This is a genomic window from Nonomuraea sp. NPDC050547 (assembly GCF_044457345.1).
In the GTDB taxonomy this organism is placed as follows: Bacteria; Actinomycetota; Actinomycetes; order Streptosporangiales; family Streptosporangiaceae; genus Nonomuraea.
In genome coordinates this window covers 639,639-661,474 of the sequence record NZ_JBITGW010000001.1, presented here as the reverse complement: position 1 = coordinate 661,474, position 21,836 = coordinate 639,639, and the positions used below count along the sequence as shown (strand labels likewise).

The 21,836-nt window shown below is 71.7% G+C and carries 24 protein-coding genes; 5 read left to right on the top strand and 19 right to left on the bottom strand.

Features of this window, described 5'->3' with window-relative positions; translation table 11 throughout:
- Positions 1-24: 24 nt before the first annotated feature.
- The 13 genes from ACIBHY_RS03060 to ACIBHY_RS03000 all read right to left on the bottom strand — a co-directional run bounded on the left by ACIBHY_RS03060 (position 25) and on the right by ACIBHY_RS03000 (position 14,715).
- Positions 25-3,882 carry an endo-alpha-N-acetylgalactosaminidase family protein gene (locus ACIBHY_RS03060; RefSeq protein ID WP_397305771.1) on the bottom strand — a complete coding sequence of 1,286 codons (3,858 nt, stop codon included), beginning with the start codon at positions 3,880-3,882 and terminating at the stop codon, positions 25-27.
- A 54-nt stretch (positions 3,883-3,936) separates the two neighbouring features.
- Positions 3,937-4,446, bottom strand: coding sequence for a helix-turn-helix transcriptional regulator (locus ACIBHY_RS03055; protein ID WP_397305770.1), 510 nt, complete (start codon positions 4,444-4,446; stop codon positions 3,937-3,939).
- A complete protein-coding gene (locus ACIBHY_RS03050; RefSeq protein WP_397305769.1) occupies positions 4,398-5,147 on the bottom strand; it encodes a hypothetical protein in 750 nt (249 codons plus the stop codon). Before ACIBHY_RS03050 ends, ACIBHY_RS03055 begins: the two co-directional genes overlap by 49 nt.
- Before the next feature lie 177 nt (positions 5,148-5,324).
- Positions 5,325-6,125 carry a tryptophan synthase subunit alpha gene (trpA, locus tag ACIBHY_RS03045; RefSeq protein ID WP_397246301.1) on the bottom strand — a complete coding sequence of 267 codons (801 nt, stop codon included), beginning with the start codon at positions 6,123-6,125 and terminating at the stop codon, positions 5,325-5,327.
- An 11-nt stretch (positions 6,126-6,136) separates the two neighbouring features.
- Positions 6,137-7,342 carry a tryptophan synthase subunit beta gene (gene trpB, locus ACIBHY_RS03040; RefSeq protein WP_397246787.1) on the bottom strand — a complete coding sequence of 402 codons (1,206 nt, stop codon included), beginning with the start codon at positions 7,340-7,342 and terminating at the stop codon, positions 6,137-6,139.
- Between the two features lie 38 nt (positions 7,343-7,380).
- Positions 7,381-8,199: an indole-3-glycerol phosphate synthase TrpC gene (gene trpC, locus ACIBHY_RS03035; protein WP_397246299.1), complete on the bottom strand. Its 819-nt coding sequence runs from the start codon at positions 8,197-8,199 to the stop codon at positions 7,381-7,383.
- A gap of 121 nt (positions 8,200-8,320) precedes the next feature.
- Positions 8,321-8,770: a DUF2752 domain-containing protein gene (locus ACIBHY_RS03030; protein ID WP_184960825.1), complete on the bottom strand. Its 450-nt coding sequence runs from the start codon at positions 8,768-8,770 to the stop codon at positions 8,321-8,323.
- Positions 8,771-8,787: 17 nt separating this feature from the next.
- Complete coding sequence (locus ACIBHY_RS03025; RefSeq protein ID WP_379624081.1) at positions 8,788-9,303, bottom strand: CD225/dispanin family protein; 516 nt, start codon at positions 9,301-9,303, stop codon at positions 8,788-8,790.
- Positions 9,304-9,426: 123 nt separating this feature from the next.
- Positions 9,427-10,119, bottom strand: coding sequence for a DUF4190 domain-containing protein (locus tag ACIBHY_RS03020; RefSeq protein WP_397246296.1), 693 nt, complete (start codon positions 10,117-10,119; stop codon positions 9,427-9,429).
- A 91-nt stretch (positions 10,120-10,210) separates the two neighbouring features.
- Positions 10,211-10,768 (bottom strand): Trp biosynthesis-associated membrane protein, encoded by a 558-nt coding sequence (locus tag ACIBHY_RS03015; RefSeq protein WP_397305768.1) that lies wholly within the window; start codon positions 10,766-10,768, stop codon positions 10,211-10,213.
- Positions 10,765-11,103, bottom strand: coding sequence for a phosphoribosyl-AMP cyclohydrolase (hisI, locus tag ACIBHY_RS03010; protein ID WP_397246292.1), 339 nt, complete (start codon positions 11,101-11,103; stop codon positions 10,765-10,767). Before hisI ends, ACIBHY_RS03015 begins: the two co-directional genes overlap by 4 nt.
- 61 nt (positions 11,104-11,164) lie before the next feature.
- Positions 11,165-12,934, bottom strand: a complete 1,770-nt coding sequence (locus ACIBHY_RS03005) for an ABC transporter ATP-binding protein (protein ID WP_397305767.1) — start codon at positions 12,932-12,934, stop codon at positions 11,165-11,167.
- Positions 12,934-14,715, bottom strand: a complete 1,782-nt coding sequence (locus ACIBHY_RS03000; RefSeq protein ID WP_397246785.1) for an ABC transporter ATP-binding protein — start codon at positions 14,713-14,715, stop codon at positions 12,934-12,936. Before ACIBHY_RS03000 ends, ACIBHY_RS03005 begins: the two co-directional genes overlap by 1 nt.
- Before the next feature lie 116 nt (positions 14,716-14,831).
- Between ACIBHY_RS03000 and ACIBHY_RS02995 the strand changes: the two genes are divergently transcribed.
- Positions 14,832-15,461, top strand: a complete 630-nt coding sequence (locus ACIBHY_RS02995; RefSeq protein ID WP_397246286.1) for a TIGR03085 family metal-binding protein — start codon at positions 14,832-14,834, stop codon at positions 15,459-15,461.
- On the opposite strand, the gene ACIBHY_RS02990 is transcribed toward ACIBHY_RS02995, so the two are convergent.
- On the bottom strand, positions 15,458-16,081 hold the full coding sequence (locus ACIBHY_RS02990) for a MerR family transcriptional regulator (protein ID WP_397305766.1): 624 nt from the start codon (positions 16,079-16,081) through the stop codon (positions 15,458-15,460). The two genes, ACIBHY_RS02995 and ACIBHY_RS02990, sit on opposite strands and share 4 nt — an antisense overlap.
- Before the next feature lie 92 nt (positions 16,082-16,173).
- Here ACIBHY_RS02990 and ACIBHY_RS02985 point away from each other — a divergent pair, with 92 nt between their 5' ends.
- From ACIBHY_RS02985 to ACIBHY_RS02970, 4 genes are all read left to right on the top strand, one after another.
- Positions 16,174-17,046, top strand: coding sequence for a hypothetical protein (locus ACIBHY_RS02985; RefSeq protein ID WP_397246282.1), 873 nt, complete (start codon positions 16,174-16,176; stop codon positions 17,044-17,046).
- Complete coding sequence (locus tag ACIBHY_RS02980; protein ID WP_397305765.1) at positions 17,043-17,507, top strand: ABA4-like family protein; 465 nt, start codon at positions 17,043-17,045, stop codon at positions 17,505-17,507. The genes ACIBHY_RS02985 and ACIBHY_RS02980 overlap by 4 nt, the downstream gene beginning before the upstream one ends.
- A 104-nt stretch (positions 17,508-17,611) precedes the next feature.
- On the top strand, positions 17,612-17,773 hold the full coding sequence (locus ACIBHY_RS02975; RefSeq protein ID WP_184960810.1) for a hypothetical protein: 162 nt from the start codon (positions 17,612-17,614) through the stop codon (positions 17,771-17,773).
- Positions 17,774-17,834: 61 nt separating this feature from the next.
- Entirely contained in the window at positions 17,835-19,193 is a 1,359-nt protein-coding gene (locus tag ACIBHY_RS02970) for a glutamine synthetase family protein (RefSeq protein ID WP_397305764.1), read from the top strand.
- A gap of 80 nt (positions 19,194-19,273) precedes the next feature.
- Here the strand turns inward: ACIBHY_RS02970 and ACIBHY_RS02965 are convergent, their stop codons facing one another.
- Genes ACIBHY_RS02965 through ACIBHY_RS02945 form a run of 5 tightly spaced genes read right to left on the bottom strand, consistent with a single transcriptional unit; the run spans position 19,274 to position 21,834 of the window.
- A complete protein-coding gene (locus ACIBHY_RS02965; protein WP_397246274.1) occupies positions 19,274-19,588 on the bottom strand; it encodes a nuclear transport factor 2 family protein in 315 nt (104 codons plus the stop codon).
- Positions 19,589-19,596: 8 nt separating this feature from the next.
- Positions 19,597-20,361 (bottom strand): imidazole glycerol phosphate synthase subunit HisF, encoded by a 765-nt coding sequence (gene hisF, locus ACIBHY_RS02960; RefSeq protein ID WP_397305763.1) that lies wholly within the window; start codon positions 20,359-20,361, stop codon positions 19,597-19,599.
- Positions 20,358-20,747 (bottom strand): Rid family hydrolase, encoded by a 390-nt coding sequence (locus tag ACIBHY_RS02955; protein WP_397246783.1) that lies wholly within the window; start codon positions 20,745-20,747, stop codon positions 20,358-20,360. Before ACIBHY_RS02955 ends, hisF begins: the two co-directional genes overlap by 4 nt.
- A 34-nt stretch (positions 20,748-20,781) precedes the next feature.
- Positions 20,782-21,504 (bottom strand): bifunctional 1-(5-phosphoribosyl)-5-((5-phosphoribosylamino)methylideneamino)imidazole-4-carboxamide isomerase/phosphoribosylanthranilate isomerase PriA, encoded by a 723-nt coding sequence (gene priA, locus ACIBHY_RS02950; protein WP_397305762.1) that lies wholly within the window; start codon positions 21,502-21,504, stop codon positions 20,782-20,784.
- Positions 21,505-21,834, bottom strand: a complete 330-nt coding sequence (locus ACIBHY_RS02945) for a hypothetical protein (protein ID WP_397305761.1) — start codon at positions 21,832-21,834, stop codon at positions 21,505-21,507.
- Between the last annotated feature and the right edge of the window lie 2 nt (positions 21,835-21,836).

Genomic DNA, 21,836 nt, shown 5'->3' with positions numbered 1-21,836 from the left:
CGTCGGCTAAGGCAAAATCCTTCCTCATCCGCACCGGAACAGGGCATCGCCCCAGTCCGCGTGGTCGTTGCCGGCCCCGTCGCCGCCGTCGCCGGCGACGAGTTCCACGAACCGCGCGCCGCGCACGTCGGCGCTCAGCTCGTGGGCCGGATCGGCCCCGCGCAGGACCGGAGTCCCGGCCTTGACCACCCCGTCGGCCAGCACGGTGTAGCTCACCGAGCCGCGCGGCGCGGCCTGCGAGTCGTCTACGCCGACGACGGCGGTGAAGGCGGCGCACCGTCCGCCCAGGTAGTAGCGGATCTTCGCGGGCGCGTGCGTCCCGAGGCCCTTGGCGAAGACCCGGCCGCCGACGGTGAGCGGCGAGCCGTCGCCCTGGGCCCTGTCGCCGTTGGACTGGTCCCGCTCCACCGGCCCCCAGCCGTTGTCGGCCGACACCCACTCCAGGTCACCGGCGTAGGCGTCGGCCGTGGGCGGCGGCGGGAGCGTCCTGACGACCGCGAGGCCGGCCACGCTCTTGCCCGCGTACGCGGCGGTCGCCTTCAGCTCGTAACCGTCGTGGGCGGCGTCGGCGGGCGGGGTGACCTTCCACACAGTGGTGAGCGCCGCGCCCGGCTCGACGTCGCCGCGCCCCTCCCCTTCGACTCTCCAGCCGGGCGGCGCGGTGAGGTGTATCTCGGCGCCGCGGGCGGCCGCGTCCTCCAGGTTGGTGAAGACGGTGGTGACCTCGTTGGCGACGCCCTGCTCCACGTGCGGGTGGGCCGGCCTGACCTCCAGCGTGGCGCAGGCGGCGGGCTCGGCGACGGGTCCGAGGTCCTTGACGGCGAAGTCGTCGAGGATGAAGTCGGCGCCCGGCTGCTCGGCGCGCAGCGAGCGCAGGCCCACCCAGGCGTCGCCGCACCCTGCCACGACCCGTTCGGTGAAGCGGGTGGTGAAGCGCCGCTCGGGGATCGGGGTGCGCCGGGTCTCGACGCTTCTGCCGCCCTTGTCGTAGCCGGTCACCCAGGTATAGGCGTCGGCCAGGGCGTTCTGGTAGGCGAAGGAGACCTCGTAGGCGTGGCCGTTCACGAACCGGGCGGTCTGGGGGACCGTCCGGTAGACCAGGCCCTGCCGTTCCTCGTGGACCTTCAGTGACCAGTCTCCGGCCAGCACGTCGTCGACCGCCTTGCCGTTCCACCCCTTCTGCGTGTACGGCTCGCGCCGCTGCGCCAGGTGGGTGCGGGCGTCGAAGGAGCCGCCCGCGTCGCCCTTGACGAACGGCCCCCAGCCCGCCTCCGGCGCCTCGAAGCCGTCCTGACCCGTGGTCGCGACCACGCGGGCGTCGTCCACCCGCACGGCCCCCTCCGCGTCCGCCGCCGCGATCCTCAGCTTGACGGGACCGGCGGGGGCGGTGAAGCGCACGCGGACGCGCTGGAAGTAGGTGTCGTGCTTCTCGTCGGAGGCGATGTGGTTCTTGGCCGTGGACCTGTCCAGCCGGACCTTCTGCCCGCCGATCTCCAGGGTGACGGCGCGGGTGCGGCCCGGCTCGATCTCCACGAACGCCTCGGCGGCGTAGCGGCGGCCGGGGCGCAGGCCGGTGACGCGCTGCTCCAGCACGGCCGGCGCGCCGCCGCCGAGGTGGGCGTGGCGCTGGCCGAGGTCGTTGACGCGCAGGCTCACCGGGCCGGTCGTGGTCCAGGCGCGCTCGCCGTTGAAGCCCGGGTCGCGCAGGCCGCTGCCCTCGCCCCACCCGGGCTCGGGCCGCCGAGGCGGATCACCGGGGTAGAGCACGTACGGCACGCCGGGCTCGGCGGTGATCGTGATCCGGCCGCCGGACGGGGTGAGCGTGCCCTCGGCGACCCGGCCCCGCGGGGTGAGCCGGTAGATCTTCATCGGCCGGTCGGCCGCCCAGGTGGTCGGTCCGCCCGCCGGGTTGTAGTGGTAGGACCTGCCCTCCCACGGCAGCAGGTAGGCGGTTCCGTCGAGGACCTTGCGGTCGTTGACGAACAGTGCGCGCCTGCCGCCGGTGAAGGTGCCGCGCACGCCGTTCTCGAAGAGGATCTCCCCGTCCGCCCACTTCGTGATCGGCTGCCGCTGCAGGAACTTGACCGGCAGGTTGTGCTCCCAGATGTTGCGGTAGAAGGCGTTCCAGTTGTTCTCGGCCGTCCAGCCCTCGAACTCGACGATGCGGGCGTTGCCGAGGATGGGGTGGGCGTTCCAGACGTCCTTCTGATGGTTGCGGATGAAGCGGATGATCTGGGAGTTCAGGCCCTTGTTGGTGACGCCGCCGTAGTTGAGGTCGTTGGCCCAGTGGGCCCACAGGGACGAGCGTTCCAGCTTGTCCGACCACTCCGTGGTCACCTGCCAGCCCTGGCGGCGCAGTTCGGCCAGCGTACGGTCGGCGACCCAGCCGAACGGGCGGAAGACGTCCACGTACAGGACCGACAGGTTGCGGTCGGTCTCCTCGCGCAGCCGCAGGAAGCGCTCGGCGAGGGTTCCCGCGGTCAGGTCGCGGCGCTGGTCGATGCGGTAGGACTGGTCGAGCCAGTTCCAGCCTTTGACGTTCTTGTCCACCAGGGTCTCGCTGAACGTCTTCGCCTCCGGGTAGGACTCGGTGGCGTTGACGTGCACGCCGAAGCCGGCGTTCCAGCGCCTGCCGGACTTCAGCAGGGTGTTGAGGTCCTTGAGGCCGCCGGCGCGGGTGTTGTAGTTGCCGCCGTAGTCCGGGTGCGCCGAGTCGTGGCCCTCCGACTGGTAGCCCTTCAGGATCGCCAGCTGCCCCAGCCCGTCGGTGGCCAGCGCGATCCGCTTGACGTCGTCCAGCGTGCGCAGGAACGGGTGCGTCGCCTGGCTGCTGAAGTTGAACGGGATGTGCGTCACCACGCGCCCGCTCGTCTCGTCCGCGCCGGGCGGGGTGACGGCGATGTCGCGGAAGGCGATCGCGCCGTCCTGCCAGTCGAGCGTGCCGTCACCGTTGGCGTCAGGCGTCACGACCACCTTCGCCCACGGCAGCTCCTCCGTGAACGGCGCGCCCGCCGCCCGGTAAGTCCACTGCCCGCTCCACACACCCACCCTGACCACACCGTCGGCGCCCTCACGCGCCTGGTGCCACAGGCGGGCGGCGTCCTTGTCGGTGGCGCCGGCGGGCTGGTCGTGGACGGAGTTGGTCTCGACGGCGGCGGCCAGCCGGTCGGTGCTGACGATCCCGTAGGTCGCCCCGACCGGCTCCGCCTCGGCCGCCGTCTGCGCCGTGACCTTGGCGAACACGTCCGCCGTCCGCGTCGAGTTCGGATCCAGCCGGGTGAACGCCGTCGCCGCCCCCGCCTGGTCGCCGCCCACCGACACCAGGTCGTGGCCGGGCAGGTCGATCGTGCCCACGCGGAAGGCCGGGGTGTCGCGCACGGCCTCGACGGCGAAGGTCGCCACGCGCCCTCTCACGCTGATCGCCGCGTCGAGCTCGACGCCGCCCAGGCCGGCGAAGGTCAGCCGGTAGCGGGCGGACTTCCCGTCCGTGCCGGTGAGGGCCGCCGTGACCGGGTACGGCCGGCCGTTCAGGACGACGGCGGGCACCGCCGTACTGCCGCCCAGTCGCGCCCCGCTCGCGCGGTCGGTATAGCCGAGCACGCGCGGAAAGCCCGGATCGACCTCGACGGCGAGCTCGCCGGAGGTGAGCGTCAGAGGCCGTGCGACCTGTGCGGGGCTGGGCGGGATGTGCTGAACGCCCGGTCGCGGCGCGCCGGTCGCGGGCTCCTCCGGCGAGGGCGGCTCATAGCGCGGTGTGGCGGACGGCGATGCGGGGGCCGGGGTGAGCGGGGTCGTGGGCGGCTCGGGCGGAGCGGAGTGGGCCGGGGCGGCCATGGCGAGGGACAGCACGGCGGCGAGCGGCCCTGATAACCAGCGACGCAAGGGATCCTCCTCCTGGGACCCCCATTGTCCTCTTATTTGACAAAAAATCCTGACTTACCCGAAACGTTGGGCGCGAAATTCACCCGGCGGCATCCCCGTCCGGCGGGTGAACAACCGCGTGAAGTACGCCGGATCGTCATACCCCACCCGCCGCGCGACCGCCGCCACCGGCAGATCGGTCCCGGCCAGCAGATCCTTGGCCTGGTTGAGCCGGACCGTCAGCACGTAGTCCTTCGGACTGCACCCGGTCAGCCGCCGCACCCGCCGCCGCAGCTCGGCCAGCGGCAGCCCCAGCCGCCTGGCGTGCTCGGCCACCGGGATCGGCAGGCAGGCGTCCCTCGCGAGCGTCTCCAGCACGCCGTCCGGCCCCTCGCCCACGCGGGCGTGCCGCAGCGCCACCAGCACCTCGTGCACGACCGCCGACGTCTCCACCTCCAGGTACGGGCTGCCGCGCCGGCACGCCTGGACGATGCGCCCGATGGCGCGGACGGCCGGCTCTGACGTGGTCAGCGGCGTCACCGGCCGCCCGTCGCCCAGGAACCCCAGCTCGGTGTAGGTGGCCACCGCGGAGCCGGTGAAGTCGACGAACCACTCGGTCCAGCCGGGCGCGTGCGGCGCGTAGTGGTGCCGGACGCCGGGACGCAGCCAGAGCACGGCGGGCGCGCGGCCGTGTCGGTCACCTTGTCGATCCTGAACGTCGTGGTCCGGCCCCGCACCCCCACCGACGCCTCCAGCGCCACACCGCCCAGCGCGGCGAAGGTCAGCCGGTAGCGGGCGGACTTCCCGTCCGTGCCGGTGAGCGTCCCCGTCACCGGGTACGGCGTGCCGTTCAGGACCACGACCGGGGCGGTGGTGCTGCCGCCCAGGGTGGCCCCGCCGGCCCGATCGGTGTAGCCGAGCACCCGGGGGAAGGCCGGGTCCAGGGAGACGGACAGCTCCCGCGAGGAGATCGTCACCGGGTCCGCGACGGCCGCTGACGGCGCCACGGGGCTGGACGGCGCCTCGGACGTCGACGAGGTCGCGGGCGGCGTGGTGACGGCCGGGGTGGCGGGCGGCAGGCGGACGTCCGGTGGTGCGCCGGCGGGCGAGGGGTCCCGCATCCCGGCGGCCTCGGACGAGGCGGCCGGAACCGCGGGTGGGAGCTCTCGCAGCTCGGCCGTCTCCGAGCCTCGTGGCGTGGCGGTCTCCGCGGAGGAGTGCGTGGGGGTGGCGGTGAGGGCGGCGAGCGCGAGGAGCCCGGCTAACGCGGCGGATCGACGGCGCATGTGCGTCCTTTCGTGCGAAGGGTCCGTGCCGCCACCCTGGCGCGATCACCGGACTGCTTCTATGGACAAACCATGTGCCTTGTTGCACTTTTGCGCCCTGGACCCGGTGAAAGCACGCATAAACGAAAAGCGCGGCCCCCGGAAACCCTGGGTGGCCGCGCTTCGCCGTACCGGAGATCAGGCGTGGGAGCGGACCCCCGCGGCCATGTCGCGCGCCAGCTCGGCGCAGGCGGCGCGGCCCGCGGCCTCGTCGGGCGCGTCGAGCAGGCGGCGGATGAAGGCGGAGCCGACGATGACGCCGTCGGCGTAGGAGGCCACCTCGGCCGCCTGCGCGCCGGTGCCGACGCCCAGGCCCACGCAGACGGGCAGGTCGGTGTGCGCGCGGGTGCGCTCGACCAGGCCTTCCGCGGCCACGTTCACGCTCTCGCGGGCCCCTGTGACGCCCATGAGCGAGGCGGCGTAGACGAAGCCGGTGCAGCACTCGACCACGGCCTTGATGCGCTCCTCCGTGGAACTGGGCGCCACCAGGAAGACGGTGTCGATGCCCGCCTCCGCCGAGGCGGTGCGCCACGGCCCGGACTCCTCGGGCGTGAGGTCGGGCGTGATCGTGCCCACCCCGCCCGCACTGGCCAGGTCGCGGGCGAAACGCTCGGCGCCGTAGCGGTCGATCGGGTTCCAGTAGGTCATGACGAGCGTGGCGGCGCCGGTGGCGGCCACCCCCTCGACCGTGCGGAACACGTCGGCGATGCGGGTGCCGTTGGTCAGCGAGCGGTGCACCGCGTCCTGGATGGTGGGACCGTCCATGAGCGGGTCGGAGTACGGCAGGCCGATCTCGATGACGTCGCAGCCCGCCTCGACCAGGGCCGCGGCGGCGGCGATGGCGCCGTCCTTGGACGGGAACCCCGCGGGCAGATAGCCGACGAGCGCCGCCCGGTTGTCCGCCTTGGCCTTGGCGAACACCGTCTGAAGAGTGGTCATGATCGTGAACCCTAGAGGTTGAAGTACTTCATGGCGGTGCCCATGTCCTTGTCGCCGCGCCCGGAGAGGTTGACCAGGATGGTCGCCTCCGGGCCCAGCTCACGGCCGAGCTTGAGCGCTCCGGCGAGCGCGTGGGAGGACTCGATCGCCGGGATGATGCCCTCGGTCCTGGCCAGCAGCGAGAACGCCTCCATGGCCTCGGCGTCGGTGATGCCGTGGTAGGTGGCGCGGCCGCTGTCCTTCAGCCAGGCGTGCTCCGGGCCGACGCCCGGGTAGTCGAGACCGGCGGAGATCGAGTGGGACTCGATCGTCTGACCCTCGTCGTCCTGCAGCACGTAGGTGCGCGAGCCGTGCAGGACGCCGACCGAGCCGGCGGTCAGGGTGAGCGCGTGCTCGCCGCTGGCCAGGCCGTGGCCGCCCGCCTCGTAACCGTGGAGCGCGACGTCCTTGTCGCCGATGAAGGCGTGGAAGATGCCGATGGCGTTGCTGCCGCCGCCGACGGCGGCGCAGACGGCGTCCGGCAGGGCGCCGGTCAGCTCCAGCATCTGGCGGCGCGCCTCCACGCCGATGATGCGGGCGAAGTCGCGCACGATCTCGGGGAAGGGGTGCGGGCCCGCGACGGTGCCGAAGAGGTAGTGGGTGGTGTCGACGTTCGTGACCCAGTCGCGGAAGGCCTCGTTGATGGCGTCCTTCAGCGTCTGCGAGCCGTTGGTCACCGGGACCACGGTGGCGCCGAGCAGCTTCATCCTGGCCACGTTGAGCGCCTGGCGCTCGCAGTCGACGGCGCCCATGTAGATGACGCACTCCAGGCCGAGCAGGGCCGCGGCGGTGGCGGTGGCCACGCCGTGCTGGCCCGCTCCGGTCTCGGCGATGACCCGCTTCTTGCCCAGGCGCTTGGTGAGCAGCGCCTGGCCCAGCACGTTGTTGATCTTGTGGGCGCCGGTGTGGGTCAGGTCCTCGCGCTTGAGGACGATCCGGGCGCCGCCGGCCTGCTCGCCGAAGCGCGGGACCTCGGTCAGCGTGGTGGGCCGGCCCGCGTACGTGCGCAGCAGGTGGTCGAACTCGCGCAGGAACCCCACGTCGTTCTTGGCCGTCTCGTAGACCGAGGCCACCTCGTCGAGCGCCGGGATGAGCGCCTCGGGCACGTAGCGGCCGCCGAAGATGCCGAACTTGCCGTGCACGTCGGGGTCGTCGCCGTAGGCGCCGTTGCCGGCCAGGTCGGCGGCCGTGAGGATGGAGCCGTCTTGTGCCACTGCTATCCCTCTGATCCGTGGTCGGGGCGCGTCGCGGGGTGGGCGCCGGCGGTCACGAGCGCCTCCACGGCCTTGCGCGGGTCCTTGCCGGTGACCAGGCTCTCACCCACGAGGACGGCATCGGCGCCGCCGCGCGCGTAGGCGAGCAGGTCGTGCGGGCCGCGCACCCCGGATTCGGCGATCTTGATGATGTCGTCGGGGATCATCGGCGCGATCTTGCTGAAGACGTCGCGGTCGACCTCCAGCGTCTTCAGGTCGCGGGCGTTGATCCCGATGATCCTGGCCCCGGCCGCGATCGCGCGCTCGGTCTCCTCCACGGTGTGGACCTCGACCAGCGGCGCGAGCCCGATCGAGTCGGCCCGCTCGATCAGCGACACCAGCGCCTCCTGCTCCAAGGAGACGACCATGAGCAGCGCCAGGTCGGCGCCGTAGGCCCTGGCCTCCCACAACTGGTACGCGGTGAGGATGAAGTCTTTGCGCAGGATCGGGATGTCGACCCGGGCGCGCACGGCGGCCAGGTCGTCGAGGCTGCCGCCGAAGCGGCGCTGTTCGGTCAGCACGCTGATGACGTGCGCGCCGCCCGCTTCGTAGTCGGCGGCGAGCGCGGCCGGGTCGGCGATCGCGGCCAGCGCGCCCTTGGACGGGCTTGACCGCTTGACCTCGGCGATCACCGACACCCTGTCGCCGCCGAGTGCCGCATAGGCGTCTCTGGGGGTGGGAGCCCGCCCTGCCCGTTCCTTGAGCTCGTCAAGCGACACGGCCTGCTGTCGTGTGGCCAGGTCCGCTCGCACCCCGTCGAGGATGTCGTCGAGCACACTCACGCGCTGGGGTCCCTCCGGTCGGCAGTGTTGGGGGCGGCTGAGAGTTCGCTTCGCGTCCGCTCCCGGCCTGCACTTGCGATGGTATCGGCCCGGTCGCGCTCACCTCACCATCGGGGCCCGCCTACGGAGCCAAAAAAGCCCCAAACGGAAGATTTCGCACGACCCAATAGACGATCACGACCGCGAGGAAGGCCCAGATGTAGCCCGGATGGGCGAGGGTCGTCCGCCGGGGTGACCCCTTCCACGACCGCACCAGCCACCGGCCCCACCAGAACAACAGGAACGGCACGACCGCGACGGCGAGCGGGTTGAGCCCCAGCGCGGCCACCGGGTCGAGGTGGGCCAGCGCGTGGATGGTCCGCAGTGTCCCGCAGCCGGGACAGAACAGCCCCGTGCCGAACGCCTGCTCGGTCAGCCACAGGAACGGGCACGTCGGATAGTGCCCCGGCTCGTTCGGGTCGACCGCGCCGACGAAGGCGAAGACCGCCGCCGTGCCCGCGGCGACGCCGAGCGGCGGGAGCACGGCCTTCCACCGGTCCGCGGCCCGCCGCTCGAGGTTCGCAACGCTCATGAGGTCAAGTATCGCCTTTAGTACGACGAGTAGCTGCTGGACACGGCGGCCGCGATGATCACGAAGTAGATGATCAGGCCGATGATGAGCAGCACGTAGTAGATGATGCCGCCGATCAGCGAGCGCTTCCACCAGGTCTTCGCCTCCTCGGAGGCCAGCATCGCGCCCTGGTAGTCACCCGCCTGCCACTTGGAGTTGACCTGCGACGACTTCACGATCGAGACGATGCCCAGAGGAAGGCAGCAGAAGATCGTGGTCAGGATCGCCGCCACCAGGTGGTTGTCCGGCGGCGTCTGCCCGCCCCCGTAGCCGCCGGGCTGGCCGTAGCCGCCGCCACTCGGGGGTTGCTGACCGTAACCGCCGCCCCCGGGAGGCTGCTCGCCGTAGCCCCCGCCGCTCGGAGGCTGCGCGCCGTAGCCTCCGCCGGGAGGCTGCTGGCCATAGCCGCCGCCGCTCGGCGGCTGCTGGCCGTATCCCCCACCGGGGGGCTGGGCACCGTAACCGCCGCTGCCGCCCTGGTTTCCGTAGCTCATGACTGGAGACTCCTCGTGTGGTGCTTGTGGCGAGTTGCCCGCCGCAGCATAGCGACCTACCACGCCCCACATGGGGAATTATCCGTCATTAGGATGATTTGTGACCTGACCGCAAGGACGATGTCAGTAGCTCGTGCCCGCCGCGCTCGCCAGTCCGAACATCGCCAGGATGAAGCCGCCGAACACCAGCCAGCCGATCACCCATGCCACGATCGTCAGGTAGGAGGTGATCAGTCCGGCCACGGCCAGACCGTGCCCCTCACCGCCGTTGCGCTTCACCTGGGCCAGCGCGACGTGGCCGCAGATCGCGCCCGGGATGCTGGTCAGGCCGCACAGGAACAGGCCGACGATGCCGAGGATCAGCGAGGTGATGGCCATGCCGTTCGTCTGGCCCGGAGGTTTGCCGTAGGCGGCCGGCTGGCCGTAGGCGGGCTGGGCGTAGACGGGCTGCTGGGCGTAGGCCTCCTGGGCCTGGCCGTAGCCGCCGGAGGGCTGGCCGTAGCCGTAGCCGGGCTGTTGCTGCGCGTAGGGATCCGGCTGGCCGTAACCGCCGCTGCCCGGCTGGGGCTGGCCGTAACCGCCACCGCTGCCGGGCTGCTGGCCGTAGCCACCGCCACTACCCGGCTGCTGGCCGTAACCGCCGCCACTACCCGGCTGCTGGCCGTATCCCCCGCCGCTGCCGGGCTGCTGGCCGTAACCGCCGCCGCTGCCCGGCTGCTGCTCGTAGCCGCCGCCGCTGCCCGGCTGCTGGCCGTATCCCCCGCCGGGCGGCTGCGCGCCGTAACCGCCGCTGCCGTCCTGGTTGCCGTAGGTCATGCTGCCGCGCCCTTCGTCATCGTGGCCCCTTGCACGGAAGCGTAGGTCAGGAACCTCGATCAACACCCGAGAGCCCCGGATATTTCGGGACTCAGCTCGTGGGATCGTCGCCTCTGTCCAGAGCGTCCCACATCGAACGGTCGTCCGCAGGCCGCTGCCCCGCCGGCCGCCGCTCGTAGCGGGCGGACATGGCCGTCCAGCGCCCGCCGCGTACCACCGCCATCACGCCCCCCACCAGCACCAGCGCCGCGCCGACGCCCGCCACCACCGGCCAGGCCATCTCGATCGTGTACGCCGGCTCCGTCACCCCATGAAGCGCCGGGACGTTCCGGGCCCACCCGGCGATCGACCCCGGCGACAGCGCCGAGAACGTGATCCATCCGAGGCCCGCGCCGCACAACCCCAGCAGCGCGCCCACCACGCGGCGCATCACTCCCTTGGTCGCCAGCACCGCCACCACACCGGCCAGCGCCGCCAGCCCCACCGCGGTCAGGCCGCCGCTCAGGTCGCCGCCCGTCCCGGCGGCGGTGACCCCGCCCGTTCCCGTGGCCGTGCCCGCGGCGCGCACCCAGACGCGGCCCGCCGCCAGCAGCACCAGCAGGCTGCCCGCCGCGGTGGCCGCCGCCCAGACCCACGTCTCCCTGTTCACGGCAGCAGCGCGTCCGCGTCGAAGCAGGTGCGGTCGCCCGTGTGGCAGGCGGCGCCCACCTGGTCCACCTTGAGCAGGACCGTGTCACCGTCGCAGTCGAGCGCGACCGCCTTCACGTGCTGGACGTGACCGGAGGTGTTCCCCTTCACCCAGTACTCCCGCCGGCTGCGCGACCAGTAGGTGGCGCGGCCGGTGGTGAGCGTGCGATGCAGCGCCTCGTCGTCCATCCAGGCGAGCATGAGCACCTCGCCGGAGTCGTACTGCTGGACGATCGCGGGCACCAGCCCGTCGGAGCCGCGCTTGAGGCGCGCGGCGATGTCGGGTTCCAGGGACATGCCGCCATTCAACCAGCCCCGCCCCCTGCTTCTTCCCCCGCTCCCCGCCTCCCGCGCCGGGTCAGGAGTGGGCGGCGGAGATCCAGGAGGCGTGGAGGCCGGCGTAGACGCCCTCCTCGCCGACCAGGTCGTCGTGCGCGCCCCTCTGCACCAGCCGGCCCCCGTCGAACACCAGCACCTCGTCCGCGTTCTCCGCCGTGGACAGCCGGTGGGCGATGGAGATGGCCGTGCGGCCCCTGGTGACGCCCTCCAGGGCGCGGGCCAGCCGTACCTCGGTGGCGGGGTCGACGGCGGAGGTGGCCTCGTCGAGCAGGAGGAGGTCGGGGTCGGCGAGATAGGCGCGGGCGAGGGCGACGAGCTGGCGTTCGCCGGCCGACAGCGACTCGCCGCGCTGCCCGACGGGGGTGTCGAGGGCGGCGGGCAGGCCGTCCACCCAGTCGGCCAGGCCGAGCTCGGTCAGCGCGAGGGCGATCTCGGCGTCGGTCGCGGACGGCCGGCCGTACCGGATGTTGTCGGCGAGTGTGCCGTCGAACAGGAAGCCGTCCTGCGGCACCATCACGATGCGCTCGCGCAACGACGAGAAGCGGATGTCGCGCAGGTCGTGGCCGTCGATGGTGACGCGGCCCGCGGCGGGGTCCATGAGGCGGGTCAGGAGCTTGGCGAACGTCGTCTTGCCCGAGCCGGTCTCCCCCACGATCGCCACGCGCGAGCGCGGCGGGATCTCCACGGTGACCTCGCGCAGGACGGGCTCGCCGCCGGGGTAGGCGAAGTGCACGTCTTCGAACTTGACGGAGATGGGGCCGCGGGGCAGCTCCGCGCCCTTCTCGCCCGGGTCGGCCACGTCGGGCGGGGTGTCGAGGACGCCGAGGATACGCCGCCAGCCGGCGACGGCGTTCTGGGCCTCGTTGAGCACCTCGGTGGCGATCTGGAGCGGCGAGACGAACAGGGTGACGAGGAACAGGAAGGCGACGAGCTTGCCGGCCGAGATGCCGCCGGACAGGCCGAGCTGGACGCCGAGCAGGACGATCCCGGCGACGGCCAGGGCGGCGACGATCTCCGTCAGCGGGAAGACGAATCCGACGATCGTCTGGGCCCGGATCTGGGCGGAGCGGTTGGCGTCCACGCTGGTGTCGACACGCTCGGCGGTGCGGTTCTCGGCGGCGTGGGCGCGGATCACGGCGGCGCCGACCACGGACTCGCTGACGGCGGCGAGCATGTCGCCGGTGCGTTCGCGCACGACGGTGTACGCCCGCGACAGCAGCCGCTGGAAGCGCGGCAGGGCGATCATCAGCGGGATGAAGCAGATCCACACCAGGAGGGTGAGCTGCCAGGAGTAGATGAACATGAGCACCGTGGCCACGAGCAGCTGCCCGAGCGCCACGATGATCATCAGGCCGCCCCACTGCATGAAGGTGCTGATCTGGTCGACGTCGTTGGTGACGCGGGAGACCAGGGCGCCGCGGCGTTCGGTGTTCTGGGTGAGGACCGACAGGTCGTGCACGTGCCGGAACCCGCGTACGCGCAGCGTCGCCAGGGACGACTCGGTGGACTTGTAGAGGCGGACGTTCATCAGGTAGCCGGCCAGGGCCGTCAGGATGACCGCGACGGCGCAGAGCGCCACCGCCCCGAAGATGTACGAAAGATCGGGCTTGCCGCCCTTGAGGCCGGTGTCGATCGTCTGCTGCACCGCGATCGGCACGATGATCTTGCCGACGGTGGCGACGACGGCCAGGGCCATCGTGCCGATCAGGCCGTTGCGGAACTCGGGCGTCAGGGACAGCCCCCGCCGTACCGTGGCCAGCGCCGTGCGCTCCACTCCCCGCAGAGCCATCAGGCGCTCACCCCTTCTTGTTCGCCGGCTTCGATCGCCGCGCGCTCGGACTCCTCGCGCTCGTAGGCGGTCACGAGGTTGCGGTAGCCCTCGCTGCGGGCCAGGAGCTCCTCGTGGGTGCCCCGGTCCCCGACGCGACCGCGCTCCAGGAAGACCACCTCGTCGGCCAGGGCGATCGTGGCCATCCGGTAGGCGACCACGACGGTGGTGGAGGACTCGGCGGAGTCGCGCAGGCCGTACAGGATCTTGGCCTCGACCTGCGGGTCCACGCTGGAGGTCGCGTCGTCGAGAATCAGCAGGCGCGGCCCGCGCACGATCGCGCGGGCCAGCGCGATCCGCTGGCGCTGGCCGCCGGAGAGGGTGGTGCCGCGCTCGCCGACGCGGGTCTCCAGGCCGTCCGGCAGCCGCGCGACGAAGCCGTCCGCCTGCGCCAGCCGCAGCGCCGCCCACACCTCCTCGTCGGTGACCTCCAGGCCGAGTGCGACGTTGCCGCGCACGGTGTCGTCGAACAGGAACGTCTGCTGCGGCACCAGCGCCGCCGAGCGGGCGATCGCGCCGTAGGCGAGCTCGCGCAGGTCCTCGCCGTCGAGCCTGACCGCGCCGTCGCCCGGGTCCACCAGCCGCACCAGCAGCTGGGTGAGCGTGGACTTGCCCGACCCGGTGGGTCCCACCAGCGCCACGGTACGGCCGGCCGCCACGTCGAAGCTCACCCCGTGCAGCACCTCGCTGTCGCCGTAGGCGTAGGAGACGTCGTCGACCTGGAGGGAGGCGGGCCGCGTGCCGGCGGGTTCGGCGGAGCCGTACTCCATGGAACCGCTCGCGTCGAGCACGGCCTGCACTCGCGTCCAGCCGACCACGCTGCGGGGCAGTTCCGCCAGCACCCAGCCGAGCGCCCTGATCGGGAAGGACAGCAACGTGAACAGGTAGGCCACCTGCACCAGCTCACCCGAGTTGATCGAGCCGGACGACAGCCGCATCGCGCCCACGGCCAGCACGACGAGCACGCCGAGCGTCGGCAGCGCCTCCAGCATGGGGTCGAACAGGCCGCGCACCCGCCCGACCGCGATGTTGGCGTCGCGCAGCTCGTGCGCGCGCCGCTGGAAGCGCTCGGTCTCCAGCGCCTCGCGGCCGAGCGTCTTGACGACGAGGGCGCCGTCGAAGCTCTCGTGCGCGATCTCGCTGACCTCGGCGCGCAGTTGCTGGGCGCGGGTCGCGAGCGGGCTGAGCTTGCGCTGATAAATCAGATTCAGTACGGCTATCGCCGGAAAAATCAGGAAACCGACCAGCGCCAGGGCCGGGTCGGTGAACAGCATGGCGATCGCGGCCGTGAACAGCATGACGATCACGCCCACCGCCATCGGCAGCGGGGCCAGCGGCGCCCAGGCCGCCTCGGCGTCGGCGCTGGCGTTCGACAGCAGCTGGCCGGTGGGGTGCTGGTGATGCCAGGACAGCGGCAGCCGCAGGTACTGCTTGGTGACGTCGCGGCGCGAGCGCGCCTGCATGCGGTACTGGACGACACCGGCGAAGATGCGCCGGCCCGCCACGCCGATCGACTTGAGCAGCGCGGTGCCCATGATCAGCAGGGTGGCCGACCAGAGCACCCCTGAGGTGATGTCGCCCTTCTCGAAGGCGGGCAGGACGGCGTTCTCCGTCGCCCAGCCCAGGGCCCACGCCGAGGCCACGGTCATGCCGCCGTACAGGCCGCTGGCCAGCACGGCGATCGCGAACACCGCCTTCTCCGTGCGGATGGCCACCCCAAGGACGCCCAGTCCTTGACGCATCACGGCCGAGGTGACCTTGCTCGCCACTCGGGGGGATTCCTTCCCAACGGGGATATTTCTACATAGTGACTATCACGGCTGATCACCCCGTTATTCCCACAGGTAGGCTGGGCCTCGTGACTCACGCCCGTGCCGAACGCTCTGCGATCTGCGATCTGCTCGACCAGACCGGCCCCGACGCGCCCACCCTGTGCACCGGGTGGACGACCTACGACCTGGCCGCGCACCTGGTTCTGCGGGAACGCCGCCCGGACGCCGCGGCCGGCATCGCGCTCAGGCCGCTGGCCGGACACACCGCCTCGGTGCAGAACGGGCTGAAGGCCAAGCATCCCTTCCCCGAGCTGGTCGGGATGGTCCGCAAACCCGGCGGCTTCTACGGGCTGCTGCCGTTCCTGGACGAGGCGGTCAACACGCTGGAGTTCTTCGTCCATCACGAGGACGTCCGGCGGGCCCGGCCCGGATGGGAGCCGCGGCCGCTGTCCGACGACTTCGAGCGCCTCATCTGGAAGCGGCTGGCCATGGGGGCCCGCCTCATGCTGCGCAAGTCGCCCGTGGGCGTGGTGCTGCACCGGCTGGGCGGGGGCGTCGCGCTGGGCGGGGCGCAGGAAGGGCCCAAGGTCGAGGTGACCGGGCGGGCGGGCGACCTGCTGCTGTTCTGCTTCGGCCGCCAGCAGCACGCCCGCGTGGACCTCACCGGCGACGAGGACGCCGTGGCCCGCCTCCTCAACGCCTCCCTGGGCGTCTAGGAGTCCGGGGCCTTCTTGGACGACATGTGCTCCTGGGCCACCCGCCGCAGGGCGCCCACGATGGCGTCGCCCAGGCGGGTGCCGAGCGCGACGATCTCGACCGCCTGCTCGCGGTCCTCGACGTCGCCCATCACCCGCATGTCCACCTCGGCGATGCGCTCGGCGGCGTCGGCGTAGTCGCCGAGCGCGGCCACCATGTCCTGGCGGCCGAGTTCGTCCAGCGCGGCCAGCACGCCCACCAGGGTGCCGATGGCGGGGTTGCCGCCGGCGTCCTGCCACCCCTTGCGCTCCAGCAATTCGGCCACGATCCGCTCCGCCTTGTCGCGATGAGGTCCCGGGCGGGGGTTGTCGTGGGTGGTGACGGTCTTCTGCGCCTCCCCCATCAGGTCGAACAGGGGGACGCGCGGGTTGTCGAGGTGGGCGGCGAGGTCGCGGATGGCGGCGATGCCGAGCCCGCCGTACTCGACGAGCGCGCGCACCAGGCGTAGCCGCTTGACGTGCGCCGGCCCGTATTCGGCCTGGTTACGGCCGACCGGACGGCCGGGCTCCAGCAGCCCCTCCCGCATGTAGTACTTGATCGTCGCCACGGGGACCCCGGCCGTCTCGCTCAGCTCTGCCATCCGCACGTCTCTATCCTCCCCTTGCCAATGTTGGATAGCTTAGCTATAGATAGTAGAAAGCATCACTATCCACTCGCACCGGGGGACCTTCCATGCACCGCCCACTCGTGATCTTCGGCCTGGCGATGGCCGCGCTCTCGCTCGTCACCGGCGCCGCCCTGCTCATCGACGACCGCACGCTCGACGGCATGCCCCTGTGGGCCAAGCCGCTGAAGTTCGCCGTCTCCTTCACCATCTACTCCTTCACCTGGGCCTGGCTCCTGTCCTTACGGAAGGGCAAGGGCCGCTGGGGCCACCGGGCCGGGACGATCCTGGCCGTCACCGGTGCCGCCGAGGTGGCGGTCATCGTCGTGCAGGCGTCCCGGGTCACGCACAGCCACTTCAACGTCGCCACCCCGCTCGACTTCACCCTGTGGGTCGGCATGGGCGTCACCATCGCCGTACTCCTGCTGGCCAACATCGCCGCCGCCGTCGCGGTCCTGCTCGATCGCCCCTCCGACCGGCCGCTGGCCTGGGCGATCGGCGCCGGCCTGATCGTCTCCACGATCGGCCTGGCACTGGGCGGCCTGATGGCGTTCCCCGGCGAGGACCAGGAGGGCAACCTCATGGGCGCCCACAGCGTCGGCATGGCCGACGGCGGCGCCGGCCTGCCCGTGCTCGGCTGGAACACCCTGGCCGGCGACCTGCGCGTGCCCCATTTCGTCGGCATGCACGCCCTGCAGATCCTCCCCCTGCTCGCGCCCCTGACCCGCAAACTCCACGACACGGTACGGCTGCGCCTGATCGCCGTCGGCGGCGCCGGCTACACGGCCCTGCTGGCGCTGCTGACCTGGCAGGCGCTGCGCGGCCAGTCGATCGTCAGCCCCGACGCCCTCACCCTGGCCGTCGCCGCCGCCCTGGCCGTGGCCGTCCTGTCCGCCGCCCTCGCCTCGCTGCGCCTGCCCACCCTGGAGAACTCCCGATGACCGAGACCCTGTTCACGCTCAGCTTCGTGGCGGCCGCGCCGTTCTGGGCCCTGATGATCGTGGCGCCGGCGTGGCGGGTGACCCGGGCGGTGGCGGCCTCGCCCCTGATCGTCCTGCCCGCGGCGGCGGTCAACCTGGTCCTGCTGCTGCCCCTGCTGGGCGCGTTCTGGCCCGTGGTGACACGGCCCACCCTGGCCGGGCTCCAGGCCCTGGTCGCCTCGCCGGAGGCGCTGGCCGCGCTGTGGGCCCAGATCATCGCCTGGGATCTTTTCGTGGGCCGCTGGATCTATCTCGACAGCCGCGAACGGGGCCTGCACCCCCTGCTGATGGCCCCGGTGCTGTTCCTCACGATCCTGCTCTCCCCCATCGCCCTGCCCCTCTACCTGGGACTCCGTCTCACGACTCGGAATTACGGCGTGGCAGGCGCACCCCGGGGCGACAAAGCCCGTACCATGACGTAGGAAAGACGCCCCCCGGTTATGATCAAGAACATCTTCACAGAAGATGCCAGTGATCGCCCAGATCCGGGTATATACGGCTGGGAATGGACTGCAGGAGGCCCCCCATGCAGGTCAAGAAGGTGGTCACATACGTCGCGGTGGCGTTCGTGATCTTCTACTTGTTCACCCGGCCGGCCCAAGCCGCCGCCGCCGTGAACGGCGTGTTCGACGGAATCGTCAATGGAGCGAACCAACTGGCCGTGTTCTTCACCAACGTTCTGAACTGAGAAACGTCTTCGTCTGCGGAAGTCGCTTCCTTGAGCTGCCGGTTCGTGCTACGCAGACAGGATGGAAGATCGTCAGAGCGTCACCAGGGTCCATCAGCCTGATCCCGCCGTCAACCGCATTCTGGAACGCGCGGAGATCGATGGGATCGAGCTGATCCGGTTCCTCTACGCCGACCACGGAGGCGTCATCCGTGGCAAGGCGGCGTCGCGGTCACTGCTGGCCGAGCGGCTGGAAACGGGAATCGGGCACACGGTGGCCATGATGGCGATGAACATGCTCGACCAGCTCCAGGAGGTCGAGCAGCTGGGACCCGTCGGCGAGGTCAGGCTCGTGCCTGACCCCGCGACCTTCGTGCCGCTGCCTTACGCGCCCGGCGCCGCCGCGATGATGGCGGACCAGCGCCAGGCCGACGGCAGTCCGTGGGACGCCTGCCCGCGCACCTTTCTCAAGGACGCCGTGGCCACCCTCGACCGTGCGGGCTACACGCTGGTGGCCGCCTTCGAGCCGGAGTTCACGCTCGGCCACCGCCAGCCCGGCCCCGGCGGCGGACCCGACCGGCTCGTCCCCCTCGACGACACGCTCTGCTACGCCGCCACCGGCTTCGACACCGCCCACGACTACACGATGCGCCTGATCCACGCCCTCGAGAAGCAGGGGCTCCAGGTCGAGCACTACCACCCGGAGCTCGGCCCCGGCCAGCAAGAACTGTCCATCCGCCACGCTCCCGCCCTGCGCGCGGCCGACAACCACGTCATCTACCGCGAGACCGTGCGCGGCGTGGCAGTCCGCATGGGCATGTGGGCCTCCCTGGCCCCGAAACCCCTGGCCGAACAGGCCGGAAACGGCGCCCACCTGCACCTGTCACTGTGGCGCGAGGGCCGCAACCTCTTCGCCGACGACGACGTGCGCGGCTGGTTCGTCGGCGGCCTGCTTGCCCACCTGCCCGCCCTGACCGCGCTCACCTGCGGCAGCGTCAACAGCTTCCGCCGCCTGGGCCCGCGCATGTGGTCGAGCGGCTACGCCGTCCACGGCCCGGACAACCGCGAGGCGGCGGTCCGCGTGTGCTCCCCGCTGGGCGCCGGCGGCGAGACCAACCTGGAGCTGAAGCCCTCGGACTCCTCGGCCAATCCGTACCTGTCGCTGGGCGCGGTCATCCACGCCGGACTGGACGGCATCCGGCGCAAGCTCGACCCGGGCGAGCCGGTCACCGTCGACCCCGACACCGAGCCGGGCCGCTACCCGCGCCTGCCCGCCTCGCTGACCGAGGCGCTGGACGCGCTGGAGGCCGACCAGGTGCTGATGACCGCCCTGGGCGAGCTGCGCGCCCGCGCGTACCTGACGGTCAAGCGCTCGGAGGCGGCGGCGTTCGGCGAACACGACGCCGCCTTCGAGCTCTACAACCACATGCGAGCCTTCTAGACCCGCACGCCTTCAAGCGGGTTTCGGCCCCGCATGTACCTTCGCGCCACAAGCGGGTCCTCCGGACCCGCGCGTGCTCTCTAGGCCTGTCCGGTCTCGAAGCGCTGGATCTTCGAGCCGTCCGGGGTGAGGACGAAGCGCCAGCGGGTCTTCATCTCGCCCCACGTGTCGTTGCGGAACCGGGCGAGCATCGACAGCCCGTCCGGCTCCTGCGACTCGACGGTGAAACGGCCCGCGGCCGAGAAGATCTCCCGCTCGGTCCACTGGCCGAGGTCGCGCTCGGAGCCGTCGTCGGACATGGTGGCGTCCGGGGCCAGAAGGGCCTCGAACGCCGCCCTGTCGCCTTCGTTGATGGCGGCGACGAACGCCGCCACCACCGGATTGTTAGCGGTCATACCGCCCTTTATCCCCGGACAGGGTATCCCGCCGTCCGGAGAGTGTCCTTGACCTCGGAGATCTTCAGCGTGCCGAAGTGGAACACCGAGGCCGCCAGCACCGCGTCGGCGCCCTCCGCGACCGCCGGAGGGAAGTGCTCCAGCCGGCCCGCGCCGCCGCTGGCGATCACCGGGACCCGGACCGCGGCTCGCACGGCCCGGATCATCTCCAGGTCGTAGCCGTCCAGGGTGCCGTCGCCGTCCATCGAGTTGAGCAGGATCTCGCCCACGCCCAGTTCCTCGCCGCGGGCCGCCCACTCGACGGCGTCGATCCCGGTGCCCTTGCGGCCGCCGTGGGTGGTGACCTCGAAGCCGCTGGCCGTACCGGGAGCACGCCGCGCGTCCACCGACAGCACCACGCACTGCGCGCCGAAGCGGCGCGAGCACTCCGTCAGCAGTTCGGGACGGGCGATGGCGGCGGTGTTCAGCGACACCTTGTCCGCGCCCGCCCGCAGCAGCCGGTTGACGTCCTCGACCGCGCGGATGCCGCCACCCACGGTCAGCGGGATGAACACCTGCTCGGCGGTCCTGCGGACCACGTCGAGCATCGTCTCCCGCTCACCCGAGGAGGCGGTGATGTCGAGGAAGGTGAGCTCGTCGGCGCACTCCGCGTCGTAGCGCCGCGCCAGCTCGACAGGGTCGCCCGCGTCGCGCAGGTTCTCGAAGTTGACGCCCTTGACCACGCGTCCCGCGTCCACGTCCAGACACGGGATGACTCGTATCGCGACCGTCATGCTCTCTGCGCCTCGATCTCGATCTCGATCAGCATCCGCGGGTCGACCAGACCGGCCACCCGCACGCCCGTGCACGCCGGCCGCACCCGGCCGAACACCTCGGCGATCGCGGATCCGACCTGGTCGAAGTGGCGATGCTCGACGACGTAGTACCGGACCATGACGACGTCGTCGCGGGTCAGCCCGCCCGCCTCGACCGCCTCCAGGGCGATGCCCATCGCCGTCATGCTCTGCCAGTAGGGATCGCCGACGTGCTGGACCTCGCCGTCGACGGTGGCCGTGCAGCCGGAGACGACCACCCGGTCGCCTACGACGACGGCTCTCGCGTAGCCGTAGCGCTCCTCCCAGACTCCGCCCGAGAACACCCTCGTCCCGGTTCTTTCCATGCTCACGCTGCCCATCACGCCCCCTCCCAACGAACTAAACGCGGACCGCATCCAGCGCGTTCTCCAGCGTGAACGCCCGAGCGTAGAGCGCCCTGCCCACGATGGCGCCCTCCAGACCCTGCGCCACCAGGCCGGACAACGCCACCAGGTCATCGAGGCTGGAGACGCCGCCGCTGGCCACGACCGGCCGCTCGGTGCGCGAGCAGAACTCGCGCAGCAGCTCCAGGTTCGGGCCGCGCAGCGTGCCGTCCTTGGTCACGTCGGTGACCACGTAACGCGGGCAGCCGTCGGCCTCCAGCCGTTCGAGCGTCTGCCACAGGTCGCCGGCCTCGTGCGTCCAACCCCGGGTGGCGATCGTGGTGCCGCGCACGTCAAGGCCGACCGCGATCTTGTCGCCGTGCTCGGCGATGATCTTCCGGCACCACTCCGGGTTCTCCAGCGCCGCGGTGCCGATGTTGACCCGGCGGCAGCCGCTGGCCAGCGCAGCCGTCAGCGAGTCGTCGTCGCGGATGCCGCCGGACAGCTCCACGTTCACCTCCAGCCGGGCGATGACCTCGGCGATCTGCGCGTGGTTGCTGCCCCGGCCGAAGGCGGCGTCGAGATCCACCAGGTGGATCCACTCCGCGCCCGCCTCCTGCCAGGCCAGCGCGGCGGCGAGCGGGTCGCCGTAGCCGGTTTCGGTTCCCGCCTCACCCTGGACCAGGCGTACGGCCTGGCCGTCCACCACGTCCACGGCCGGGAGCAACACAAGCGACATTCAGATCCTCCGGTTGAAGGCAAGGGTCACGAAGACAGGGACGAACAACACCGAGAAGACGAGCACCCCGAAACTCACCGCCGGCGCCCGCCAGATCAGCCACACCAGCAGCTGCACGAGCAGGAAGACGCCGGCCACGACGGCGTTCTGGACGCGGTGGCGGCGGGCCAGCAGCCCGCCCTGGCGGGCGAAGCGCACCGGCCGGGGAACCAGCCGCAGCAGGCGGGCACGGCGGCGCGCCACACGCGCCTGCCGCACCTCGTTGCGCCGCATCGCCTGCGCGCGCTCGGCCTCGCGCACGGCGCGCCGCCGCGCACGTTCCTTGCTCACCG